Below are 12,204 nucleotides of genomic sequence, written 5' to 3' on the forward strand. Positions count from 1 at the left end.
CAATAAACACTAAACCCAGTTAATCCCCTTTTTCAATAGGGACAAAGTTTTTTCTTCTTTAGAATCTTGTTCGGTTTGGAAATTATAGAACCAATTCGCTTGTTCTGGCAAGCTCATCAATATGGATTCAATCCTTCCATTGGTCTCTAAGCCAAATTTAGTACCTGCATCATATACCAAGTTAAATTCCACATAACGGCCTCTCCTCAGTAACTGCCAGTACTTTTCAGCTTCTGTAAATTGTTTATTTCGGCTTCTGTTTACTAATTCACTATATACTTTCGGGAAAAGATGGCCAAGATCACATGAAAAGTCAAAGATTTCTTGATCAGAGATACCTGCCTTTTCAGGAGTCAATTTATCGTAAAATATACCACCGATCCCTCTGGTTTCATCCCTATGCTTGATAAAGAAATACTGGTCAGCCCAATCCTTGAACTTAGGATAGAATTCCGATGAATACTGATCACAGACTTTCTTCAGTTCCTGATGGAAATAAGTAGCATCGGTTTCATCCACATAATGCGGAGTCAGGTCAATACCACCACCAAACCAACGTATATTTTCATTCAATTCGAAATACCGGATGTTCATATGGATAATCGGCACCCATGGATTATTGGGGTGGATCACAATGGAAACACCTGTAGCAAAGAATTCATCTTCATCTACGCCAAATGCTTTCTTGATCTGCTCAGGAAGCTTTCCATGTACAGCAGAGAAATTAACCCCACCTTTTTCCAATATATTTCCATGTTGGATGATACGGGTCCTTCCTCCACCTCCACCTTCACGTTCCCACAGTTCTTCCTCAAAACGAGCCTTTCCATCCAATGCCTCTAGCGCTTGGGTGATCTCGTCTTGAATCTCTTTATATTTTTCAGCGATTTGATCTTTATTAATCATTACGTCAGTTTATCCGATAATGCTTTCACAGCTAATGTAGCTGATTGATTTTTGTATAAAATATTGTAAACGGTGTTGCAGATTGGCATATCCAATTGATGGTTCAAGATAATATCTTGGATACAATCAGAAGCAAAATATCCCTCTGCCACCATATTCATTTCCATCTGTGCAGATTTCACACTGTAGCCCTTGCCGATCATGGTACCGAAGGTCCTATTGCGGCTGAATTGCGAATAGGCTGTCACCAATAGATCCCCTAAATAGGCCGATTGATTGATCTCCCGCTTCTGCGGATCGATAGCATTGACGAAATACTCCATTTCACGGATAGCATTGGATATCAATACCGCCTGAAAATTATCGCCATAACCTAGACCATGGCAGATACCACAAGCCAATGCATAGATATTTTTAAGGACAGCGCCATATTCTACGCCCAACATATCATTGGACACCACTGTTTTTATATAATGGTTTTGAAAAAATTGAGCAACAACAGCAGCATTTGCAGTGTTCTTCGAAGCAAAGGTCAGGTACGAAAGTTTTTCAAGCGATACCTCCTCCGCATGGCAAGGACCACCTACAACAACCGTATCTTCCAATGGCACCTCGAATTTCTTGTTCAAAAACTCGCCGACGATCATTTTTATGGATGGCACAATTCCTTTGATGGCGGATACCAGAAGTTTATCCTTGAAATCATCAGGTTGAAGATCCTGCAAGGCGTCTTCAAGATAAGCTGCTGGAGTATTCAGAATAATGATATCCGAATTTTGGAATACTTCCTTTGGATCAGAGAACAAACTGATATGGTCCAATTTAACTTCAACAGCACTTAAGTAAGATGGATTATGATGGTATTGCTCTATATAATCAATATCTTCCTGCTTGCGGACCCACCAATTGATATGTTTAGTCTGTTGGTTATCTGTCAACATTTTGATCATTGCAGTAGCCCAACTTCCACTACCTATAACTCCAATTTTTGCCAAAAGTTCCCTCCTTTATTTGTATGAAAAACAAAGATACCAATAAAAGCCCGTTGCTAATGTAAAATAAAGCTTGATTTTACCGCTTATACCTTAAAGGCTGGCCCATCAATCCTAAAATAAAACGATGCAGAAATCAAAAAAAGCCACCAATGGCAGCTTTCCTATTAAGAATTTCTTTAACTAATCTACAATTAACGCACGGAAACAAAGATTTCAAGGGATGGTACCTCGGCTTGGCAAGTTTCAGCAGAGTAGACTTCAAAGTCCGCTCTATATGCTCTGTCCAGATCAGAAGCCCAGATTTTTTCCCAAGCTCCATAAATGGCAGGACCTGAAATATCACCTTCCACAATGGACTTTTCATAATTCGAGGCCGGAATCTCTTTCCCGACCATATCCACAGGAACCTCATCCAAGGAACTCACCCTGCACCCCAATAAGGTTAGATAAGGATGTTGATAGTCACTTTCATAATCTGTGTAGATACAATAAACAGTGTCATCGATTCGATTAGGAATTTTAGAATCCAATCGTTCCCCTGCAAATTTTGCCCAAAGTGCAGGAATATCCTGTGCCGCCGACCCATCGGTGTTACAGGTTGTGACAGCAATGCCTATCACATAAAACCTTTCAATATGTTCTCTACTCATCATTTTTCGTATTTATTTAGGACAAAGAAAAACAAAGCTATGACAACAGCCTGTCAGCATCATCCCCAAACTCAAATCTTGATTAATAACCAGTCCAATATTTTCTGATAAACATCCTTCTTTACATCCTCATTCAATAGTTCATGCCTCATTTTTGGATAAAGTTGATACTTGACATCCTTGCTCCCATGTTCTACCAACTCCTCAGCAGATTTTTTCACCCCTTTCCCAAAATCACCAATCGGATCGTCCTCACCACTCAAAAACAGAACCGATAGCTCTTTTGGAATCTTTTTGACCCATCCGTTCCCACTGCCCCACAATGTCACCTGCGCCGCTCCATAAAAAGCATTGTCCGTAAAGTCTATCCCACAGTATTCATCAGTAAGGTAATTATCACGATTCTCCAAGTTTAGGCTCAACCAATTTAGATCCTCATGGTTGGGCTCATCCTTAAACTTCCTGTTATTGATCTGGGCAAACTTTTCGTTCATAAAACTGGACCTGGAATTTGGAGCTACTCGATTAAGAACTCCCAAAAACTTCGTGCCCAGGGAGCTTCCCTTCATTGCATGTCCCGAACCGATCAAGATGGCTCCCCTAAATTCTTCCCCTATCTCCTGAATGACATTCCTTGAGATAAAGGAACCTAATGAATGACCTATGATGAAATGAGGCTGATCTTTGTACTGCGAATTCAAAAACTGTGACATGCCTATAGCTACCTGAATCAAAAACTCTCCAGGTTTGTTTTCATGGAAGAAACCTAATTCTTCTTTTCCCTTGGCAGTTTGTCCATGACCAGGATGGTCATAGGTCAGGACTGCAAATCCGTTTTTCGAAAGAAAGGTAGCAAATTCATCGTATCGACCGCTGTGCTCCTGCATACCGTGCAGGACAATGATGCTGCCGTATATTTTGTCGGAGCTAGGAAGATATGAGTTGTAAAAGACGTCGAGGGTTGTGCCTTCAAAGGAAATGGAATGAGTTCCGGATTTTTTAATAGCCATGTATAAAGTTAAAGATTTGGAGAGAGGAAAGGAAATGGGTAGGTTATAATTTAAACAGATTGACAGATAATTTTATAGATACTGTATTGTTAATCAGCTAATTTCATCCTTAACAGAGGGTAGTTTCTTCCTTGGTCGTCCTTATCAGTTCTTTCAAATATTTCAAACCCAAACCTATGATAAAATTTCACTGCTTTTGAGTTCTGCTCATTTACATCTACTTTGTCTGCATTTAGTTTTTTGACTGCGAAATTTAATAATTTCTGTCCCAGCCCTTGTCCGAAATATTTAGGGTCTAAAAAGAGCATTTCAATTTTCATATCTGCAACACCAATAAAACCTAATATAACTTTTCCATTTACTAAACAAAAAACCTGAAAATCATTGAAATTAATTGTACTGACTAATTCTTTAATTTCTTTAAAATCATTTGGGGTCAAGAAATCGTGTGTCGCAAGAACTGATTTTTCCCAAACAGTCGAAACTTGTTGCTTATATGCATCGGAATATTTAATAATTTCAAAGCTCTCAGAAGGCATCATGCTAATATATTTATTGATTGCTGTTGCAAAATTAAATAAAATATCAACTGCATCTAATGATGTGATCGCTTTAGGGAAAGGATCAAAAAACGTTGTGACACCTGAAAGCCAAATGCAATCTCTAATTGCAAAATTGAACGCCTAAACAGCCTTTTCAGGGTGTTTTTAAAAATGAAGCTGAAAATTAGATAGCCTCTAGGCAAACCCCGCCCGGCACAAGGTTCGATCCCTCACCTACGCAAAAAAGCCTTCATCTATTCGATGAAGGGTTTTTGTATTTCGTTTTCCTGGAACATTTTCGACCAGCACCCGTGAGGGATTGGTTCAGCCCCACATGCCCCCAGCGCAAACCCTGAACCCCCTGCGGGTCGAACCCCGGCCAACACAAGGTTCGATCCCTCACCTACGCAAAAAAGCCTTCATCTTTTCGATGAAGGCTTTTTGTGCGGAGAGTGAGGGATTCGAACCCCCGAACCTGTGACAGTTAACGGTTTTCAAGACCGCCGCATTCGACCACTCTGCCAACTCTCCGCGACAAAAGTACAAATTCTGACTTGATCTCCAAATAAAAAATGAAAATAATATGGTTTAAAATCCCCTTTATAGCCTAATTAAGCTGATATTTAACCCATTAGAGCAGGAAATTATTTTATCCAATGCCGGATTTTATAAACAACTTTGATAGTATCGAGGAAAGCCCAGCAAAATATTAAAAATATGTACTTGGAAGGCAATTAGTTAATGATTATTCAAGTAAAAAAAGCGATTTTATTTTGCTTTTATCAAGCAAATACCTACTTTTGCTTCACAAAATCAGGCGCCAATAGCTCAGCTGGATAGAGCAACGGTTTTCTAAACCGTAGGTCTTAGGTTCGAACCCTAATTGGCGTACTTAAAAGCTCTCTTCTTAGAGAGCTTTTCTGTTTTCTAATAGTCCGATATATTTTCTCCCAACATTATATCTCTTTTATTACCAGCATTCCTCCTACCATAACCCAATCTTCAATTGAAATAGTTTACTCATCTTACGATTCGTAATGACAAACCCAGCTATTTAAAATAAAAATAGATTCTTCGTTAACACTCTGAATCCCTCTCAAGCACATGTTTGATTCTGAACGATCAGTGGGGAATCTGTACGGTTCTCCTTCCCCCAAACCCTGTCATCCTTTACCGAAGGTAAAGGAACTGTACACCAATGAAATTATTGTTTGCATGGTCCCGAGAACCTTCGTGCCTCAGGTTGACAATCTAAAAGAACGTTACCCCTTTGCGATTCTGAACGATTAGTGAGGAATCCGTACGGTTCCCTTCCCCCAAGCACTGTCATCCTTTACCGAAGGTAAAGGAACTGTACGCCAATGCAATTATTGTTTGCATGGTTCCGAGAATCTTCGTGCCTCAGGTGGTCACTGGCAAAGAAAGGCAAAACCTCCCACCTCGTTAAAAAATGTTAATCCGAACTGTCCCATATAAGATAGGCACAGGCTTTGCGTTTGTATAGTACAAACAGAGTAAAAGAGTAATGAGTAAATAATTTCATAATTTAGGTTAATAATTGGTTAGTAAAAAAAATCCTAAGCTTCCCCAGCTTAGGATTTTTGTTTTGGGGATAATCTTAACCTCATTCGAGACACATTCGGAATTTTCGCAAAATGTTTAAAATAATATTCAATGTATCCTCGGGCAATCTACCATGAATTTCAAAGGATTTCTCGAATATGTCTCGAATGAGACCCGAAGGAAAGTAAGCTATGTTCAACTATATATTGAATAGAATTTTGGAAAAGACTGTCAGGAAAACTGACCAAGTCAAATCCATCCAACAGCTTGTTTCTTGAACTGTAGATTTACTCCTAATTCCGCTTGAATGGCTTTCAGACTAAATTAGCGTTAAAAATTGTTAATCCGCATTGCCAAATATAAGATAGGCATAGGCTTTGCGTTTAATATAGTACAAACAGAGTAAAAGAGTAAAGAGTAAATAATTTCATAATTTAGGTTAATAATTGGTTAGTAATAAAAATCCTAAGCTTCCCAGGCTTAGGATTTTTTTATGCGCTGTATTTTTCTTTAAACCAAAATACTAGGCTAACTGTTCATTAGCTATGTTAGAGGATAAAAATTTTAGAAACACATGGATTTGGATCCTTGTCTTGATCATTGCATTGATCACTATCTATTTCATTTGGCAATTCCTATTCTCTGCTGGGGCTGAGGTTACAGAGGAATTCCCTAAATAGCTAAATAAGAAACAATTCCATGGTACATTTATTTGCTTGGTCAAATTATCTTATTTACCTTGAATATAAAATATAAACCTATGCAGATTCCAATTAAAAATCCTTCCCAATATCTTGGAATACTAATAGCTGCGCTATATGGTTTATTAATTAGATTTTTAGTTGAGGAAGATTCTATTATTTTTTCGAATAATGTCTATAATATTTCCTTCATTTTCATAACCCCTGCTATTATTGGAATTATCCCAATACTATTCCTGCAGAACAACGTTTATAAAAATGATTTCAAAACATTTTTATATCCGATAATTTCAGTTTTCCTTTTTTTATTATTGGCAATCGTCACAAAATTGGAGGACCTCTTTTGCATATTCATTATCGGCCTACCCTATTTTTTGATCACGGGCACGGTGGGATTTATTGCTGGGATCTTGTTGAAAAGAAAGGAGAAAAAGAAGAAGTTATTTACTTTGGTCTTTCTTCCTTTGTTCTTTCTCCCAATTGAAAAGTCATTTCCTGACAGAACCCAGGATTACAAAGTTTCATATAGCCTCATCATCAATAAGAGTCCTGAATATATTTTCCCAAACCTTGTGGAGGTCCCTCATTTGACAGACAAAGAGTATAAGGAAGGTTTTTTTCAGTTTATCGGAATCCCTCGACCTATTGAATCTAATTTATTTCAGGAAAACGGAACCCAATATAGAATAGGACAGTTTACAGACGGCTTAGCGCTCTACGAAACCATAGAAAAACAAATTGAAAATCAGTTTGTCAGTTATAAAATTGATATTGAAAAATCTCAATTACGAGATAGACCTACCGATAAACATATTCTTAAGGGAAATAACTTTGAGTTTGTAAATATATATTACAACCTATCGCCTATTTCATCAGATCAAACCAAGGTTACCTTATCCTGTGATTATAAGATTACCTCTAAAATGAATTTCTATGCTAATTTTTGGGCCAAACTGGTCATCAAAGATTTTGAAACAAGATTGCTGGAAGCTATTAAGGTCAAGTTGGAAATGCAATAAAATGCTTAATTTATGGGTATGAATCTACCTCCTGAAAAACAAAAAATATTTGATGCAATCTGCGAGGATCTGGAAAAAGTGGAACATGTATCGGCTGTGGTTTTAGGCGGTTCCTATGCCACAGGAAGGGCAAATGCAGATTCTGACATCGATATTGGGATTTATTACCATGAGAACAATCCGTTTGACATCAAAGAAATTGAATCGATTGCAAAGAAATATGCCAAGGACAATATTCCTACAGTTACCGACTTTTATGAATGGGGACCTTGGGTGAATGGTGGCGCTTGGATACAGACTGAAGCAGGGAAGATCGATTTCCTTTACCGCAGTATCAACCAGGTAAGGAGAACGATTCAGGATGCAATGGAAGGTATTTGGGAAAATCACTATGAACAGCAACCTCCATATGGGTTTACTTCTTTGTTTTATCTGGCGGAGATTGAAGCCTGCAAGGCCGTATTCGACCCTCAAAATGTAATACAATATCTGAAATCATTGGTCAAGATATATCCTGAACCGCTAAAGAACAAAATCATCCAAGAATCCCTTTGGGCTGCAGAATTCAGCATCATCAATACTAATGGGTTCGCGAAGAGCAATGATTACTACAATACCTTTGGTTGCTTTACCCGAACATTGAAAGCTATTGTCCAAGCCCTCTTTGCCATCAATGAAATTTATCCAATCTCAGATAAAAAAGCCTTAGAGATCTTAGAAAAAGCAGATCAGAAACCTAAGGATTTGACCAAGAAGGTAGAGTCGATCTTGAAAGCAAAAGTCTCCTTAACGGATAGCTTCATGCAATTGAACAGCTTATTTCAGGAAGTTGTTCAACTTTCGGGAAATCAATATACTCCCCTATTTAGTTTTAAGAATGGATTGAAACCTAGCTAAAGGCACATAATCTTTTAGGATTAATTTCCTTAAATTACAGTATCTAAATAACTGACAACCATGACAACAATCGACAAATATTTAGAGACCCATTATATACATCGAAGCAATTGGTTAAGGGCTGCTGTCTTGGGTGCCAATGATGGAATTATTTCTGTAGCCAGCTTAGCCATCGGGGTCGCAACAGCAAGTAGCAGCAGGGATCCTATTTTGCTGGCAACCGTTGCCAGTATGGTCGCTGGAGCATTGTCCATGGCAGCGGGGGAATATGTATCGGTTTCATCGCAAACCGATATCGAAAGGGCTGATATTAAGAGAGAAGCGAAGGAACTTGCTGAAATGCCTGAGCTGGAACTTCAGATGTTGGCAAAGATCTATGAAGAACGCGGATTGAAAAAGGAAACTGCCATGCTGGTGGCCAGGGAAATGACGGAGCACGATGCTTTGGCTGCGCACATCCGCGATGAACTTGGGATAACCGATATCAATCAGGCTAATCCAATCCAAGCTGCTTTGGCTTCTGGTGCCGCTTTTACCGCAGGTGGTTTACTTCCCCTACTGGTAGTAATCTTTGCTCCCGTTGAATATATGGTATATTCCCTATATGGATTTACCATTATTTCATTGGTCATCCTCGGAGCCGTTTCTGCAAAGACCGGCGGTGCAAAACCTTTGAAACCTATGATCAGGATCGTTATTTGGGGAACTATCGCGATGGCTCTATCTGCATTGGTGGGATATATTTTTGGCGTGAATGTATAATGAAAAAACATGATTCCAAATCACGCTATTACTTAGTATGCATATTACTTAACAGATAATCGACCATGGTAATTAAATATACGGCGCTATTAAAATTAATTTTATTATCAAGATAAAGAAATGACCTAATTGAATATAAAAAATATTAATTTCTAATTTCCCGCCAGCATTTGTAGCCGAATGCCTAATAATTTTTATTTTTTGGAAAATTTAGCATGTTATGATTTCCCCGTTATCTATATTTATTGTTTAAACATTAATATTGTTTAAATATTTATATTCACACAACTATATTTCAGATGAATAACATTGAGTTTGATTTCCTCTTGGAACAGGGTTTAAGAGCAGAGTTTGAACAAGTAGGCAGCAAACTTGAATTTAACACCGGGGATATTATCGTAGAACCACATAAATATATCAAAGTCATCCCTATCCTGCTTAAAGGGACCGTCAAGGTCGTACGAGAGACAAATGAAGGGAATGAATTGATCCTTTATTATATAAAAGCAGGCCAGAGCTGTGCGGTATCCCTATCTACCTCGCTCATGAACAAACTGAGTAATATCAAGGCCATTGCAGAAGAGCAGGTGGAACTGATCGCCATTCCTTCATCAACTTCGGCGAAATGGTATGATTCGTATGCGAGCTGGCGCATGTTTGTATTGAGAACCATGGACAATCGATACGATGAAATTATCAATGCGCTGGATAGTGTAGCCTTCAAGAAAATCGATGAGCGATTGATGGATTACCTGAAAACCAAAGCTGAGGCTGTACAAAGTAATATCCTAAATATCACCCACCAGGAGATCGCCAATGACCTTTCTACCTCAAGGGAGGTAATTTCAAGACTGTTAAAACAGTTGGAACAAAAGGGAATTTTGAAACTTTTTAGAAATAAAGTAGAAATTTTCTCCCCAATGTGATAAAAGTCACTGACAAACTATAGGATATAAGCCATTTTTGTTTTAGTGTTCACCCTAAATCATTTACTTATGAAAACAAACATGGGCCCACAAGACAAAACGATCAGGATAATCATTGCAGTCATTATTGCAGTTTTGTTCTTTACAAAAGTTATTTCCGGAACATTGGCAATTGTTCTATTGGTTGTTGCAGGGATTTTTGTACTCACCAGCTTAATTGGATTCTGTCCATTATATAGCCTATTGGGAGTTAATACCTGCAGAAAGAAAGCAACCAACCACTAAAAAGAAAATCACAATAACTATTATCTTTATACCTTACCCCGCTTATATCCCTTAAGTGGGGTTTCTTTTTTCCTGATATCGACAAAAGTATTTCTTTAAGAAAAGGCCAAACTTTCTCCAAGAGAATTATTATTTTTATAAAATATTCCACTATACCCCATGATATTAATAAAACATAGCCTCAACAATCAACAAATTGCAGAAGTTCAAGCAGACGATTATATCTGGAAAACAGTTGAAGACGGCACCGATGTAATGGGTGATGTATATTATCAGGGATTCGACAGGATGATCATTCACGAAAAGAACATACACCCGAATTTCTTTGATCTAAAAACAAAAATGGCTGGGGAAATCCTGCAGAAATTCTCTACCTACCGTGTGAGATTGATGATCGTAGGAGATTTCTCAAAATATAACAGTCAAAGTCTAAAGGAATTTATTGCCGAAAGCAACAAAGGCCGATTGGTAAATTTTGTGGAATCCGTTGACCAAGCAAGGATTAAACTTGCAGAATAATTTTGCCTTGATTTAATTTTCCGATCTGCTACAACCTATTTCATTTTGAATTACATTTGTGCATATTATTAATCCAAATGAATCCGATTTTTCGTAAGATCCTTGCCGTTGTTTTGGGCATTGTAATTGGCTCCATGGTCAATATGGCCTTGGTTTCTATAAGTGGTACCGTGATTCCTCCGCCTGATGGCGTTGACGTCACTACCGCTGAAGGTTTGAAGGCAGGAATGCATCTATTCAAACCCATAAATTTCCTGTTCCCTTTCCTTGCCCACGCGCTAGGTACCTTCGTTGGTGCTTTGGTAGCAGCATGGATTGCCCCTAACAATAAATTAACTTTTGCAATGGTTATTGCAGTATTCTTTTTCCTAGGTGGACTGGCCTCTATATTTATGTTGCCTTCTCCACTTTGGTTTACTTTCGTGGACCTGGTATTTGCATACTTCCCAATGGCTTACTTTGCAAAGAATATCATATCAAAAGATTAAAATATAGGCAGACCTTCCCATAATTATTGAATTACCCTAATACTTTGTTAAAAGATGTTAATCTAAAACTAAAAAGACACGAAAGTATAGTTCGTCTCGTTATTATAACAAAGAAAAGCAAAAGAGTAATAAAGAGTAATTTCATAATTTAGGTTAATAATTGGTTTGGTAAAATCCTGAGCTTCCCCAGCTCAGGATTTTTTCTTTTAACTCCATTCTTAACCTGTTAAAAAACCTTAAATCCTCTCCTTTGGCATGGTAAATGCAATAATCCTATTTGTAACATCGTTATTACAATAGATTAATTAAACATATAACAAAAAATTGAACATATGAATGAACTATTTTTTTCAGCACTGTTTATAGGAAGTTTACTTTTCGGAAACCCTGAAACCAAAGAAATTCCTTCAGAATTAAATATGAATCAAACGGAATTTGTAGAGCCTGCAGCTAAGGGCAAAATTGAACTACAAGCGGATGATTCCAATACGTATCAATACAAAGTTATTGGCGACCAAGTCAATGCTCCATTGACCATATTTGTCAATGACAAAGCTCAAGGTGAAGTCAATGTGGGTGATGTATTTGAAATCAAAAAACCTGAAAACACAAATTCTGGCGAAAATCTAGAAGTATCCTTAAAGAATAGGGATGCTGAATATGCCAGTCATATCATAAGCTTTTAATCTCAATTAAATTATAACATAAACAACCTAAGGAATCCTTAGGTTGTTTTATTATGGACTATTCATAATTGAATTGAATCATTTCTTTACTTATGATTAGGTCCTTGTGACGGAATGGCCCCTCTGAGCACTGTCAATAAGTTAAGTTTATTTTGTATCGAGGTTCATTCGAAGCATCTCGAAAAAAGCAAACCTTCAAAAAGAAAAACATCCATTGCTGTTTTGGCGAACAGTTCTTCAATCGAAGATTGAATA

At 37.7% G+C, this 12,204-nt stretch carries 14 protein-coding genes and 2 tRNA genes; 10 read left to right on the top strand and 6 right to left on the bottom strand.

Annotation, left to right across the window (positions count from 1 at the left end):
- Positions 1-9 precede the first annotated feature (9 nt).
- From hemF to ACWICE_RS10930, 6 genes are all read right to left on the bottom strand, one after another.
- The gene (gene hemF, locus ACWICE_RS10905) at positions 10-906 is read right to left on the bottom strand and encodes an oxygen-dependent coproporphyrinogen oxidase (RefSeq protein ID WP_454298379.1); all 897 of its coding nucleotides are present in this window, start codon (positions 904-906) and stop codon (positions 10-12) included.
- A complete protein-coding gene (locus tag ACWICE_RS10910; RefSeq protein WP_262890807.1) occupies positions 906-1,901 on the bottom strand; it encodes an NAD(P)H-dependent glycerol-3-phosphate dehydrogenase in 996 nt (331 codons plus the stop codon). The genes hemF and ACWICE_RS10910 overlap by 1 nt, the downstream gene beginning before the upstream one ends.
- Before the next feature lie 191 nt (positions 1,902-2,092).
- Complete coding sequence (locus ACWICE_RS10915; protein WP_454298380.1) at positions 2,093-2,554, bottom strand: GyrI-like domain-containing protein; 462 nt, start codon at positions 2,552-2,554, stop codon at positions 2,093-2,095.
- Positions 2,555-2,622: 68 nt separating this feature from the next.
- Positions 2,623-3,561 carry an alpha/beta fold hydrolase gene (locus ACWICE_RS10920; RefSeq protein WP_454292023.1) on the bottom strand — a complete coding sequence of 313 codons (939 nt, stop codon included), beginning with the start codon at positions 3,559-3,561 and terminating at the stop codon, positions 2,623-2,625.
- Between the two features lie 89 nt (positions 3,562-3,650).
- Positions 3,651-4,103 (bottom strand): GNAT family N-acetyltransferase, encoded by a 453-nt coding sequence (locus tag ACWICE_RS10925; RefSeq protein ID WP_454298381.1) that lies wholly within the window; start codon positions 4,101-4,103, stop codon positions 3,651-3,653.
- Positions 4,104-4,549: 446 nt separating this feature from the next.
- Positions 4,550-4,634: transfer RNA gene (locus ACWICE_RS10930), tRNA-Ser, on the bottom strand.
- A gap of 286 nt (positions 4,635-4,920) precedes the next feature.
- Here ACWICE_RS10930 and ACWICE_RS10935 point away from each other — a divergent pair.
- From ACWICE_RS10935 to ACWICE_RS10980, 10 genes are all read left to right on the top strand, one after another.
- Positions 4,921-4,994: transfer RNA gene (locus ACWICE_RS10935), tRNA-Arg, on the top strand.
- A 1,217-nt stretch (positions 4,995-6,211) separates the two neighbouring features.
- Positions 6,212-6,346, top strand: a complete 135-nt coding sequence (locus tag ACWICE_RS10940) for a hypothetical protein (protein WP_454298382.1) — start codon at positions 6,212-6,214, stop codon at positions 6,344-6,346.
- Positions 6,347-6,678: 332 nt separating this feature from the next.
- On the top strand, positions 6,679-7,386 hold the full coding sequence (locus ACWICE_RS10945; RefSeq protein WP_454298383.1) for a hypothetical protein: 708 nt from the start codon (positions 6,679-6,681) through the stop codon (positions 7,384-7,386).
- Between the two features lie 12 nt (positions 7,387-7,398).
- Complete coding sequence (locus tag ACWICE_RS10950; RefSeq protein WP_454298384.1) at positions 7,399-8,283, top strand: nucleotidyltransferase domain-containing protein; 885 nt, start codon at positions 7,399-7,401, stop codon at positions 8,281-8,283.
- A gap of 60 nt (positions 8,284-8,343) precedes the next feature.
- Positions 8,344-9,045, top strand: a complete 702-nt coding sequence (locus ACWICE_RS10955) for a VIT1/CCC1 transporter family protein (protein WP_313262224.1) — start codon at positions 8,344-8,346, stop codon at positions 9,043-9,045.
- A gap of 299 nt (positions 9,046-9,344) precedes the next feature.
- Positions 9,345-9,971 (top strand): Crp/Fnr family transcriptional regulator, encoded by a 627-nt coding sequence (locus ACWICE_RS10960; RefSeq protein WP_185213861.1) that lies wholly within the window; start codon positions 9,345-9,347, stop codon positions 9,969-9,971.
- A 69-nt stretch (positions 9,972-10,040) separates the two neighbouring features.
- The gene (locus ACWICE_RS10965; RefSeq protein WP_185213860.1) at positions 10,041-10,256 is read left to right on the top strand and encodes a YgaP family membrane protein; all 216 of its coding nucleotides are present in this window, start codon (positions 10,041-10,043) and stop codon (positions 10,254-10,256) included.
- Between the two features lie 159 nt (positions 10,257-10,415).
- Positions 10,416-10,775 (top strand): DUF4180 domain-containing protein, encoded by a 360-nt coding sequence (locus ACWICE_RS10970; protein WP_185213859.1) that lies wholly within the window; start codon positions 10,416-10,418, stop codon positions 10,773-10,775.
- A 77-nt stretch (positions 10,776-10,852) separates the two neighbouring features.
- Positions 10,853-11,263 carry a hypothetical protein gene (locus ACWICE_RS10975; RefSeq protein ID WP_185218303.1) on the top strand — a complete coding sequence of 137 codons (411 nt, stop codon included), beginning with the start codon at positions 10,853-10,855 and terminating at the stop codon, positions 11,261-11,263.
- Between the two features lie 332 nt (positions 11,264-11,595).
- Positions 11,596-11,949, top strand: coding sequence for a hypothetical protein (locus ACWICE_RS10980; RefSeq protein WP_454292122.1), 354 nt, complete (start codon positions 11,596-11,598; stop codon positions 11,947-11,949).
- Positions 11,950-12,204: the final 255 nt, after the last annotated feature.

Source organism: Sphingobacterium sp. NPDC055346, assembly GCF_053645235.1.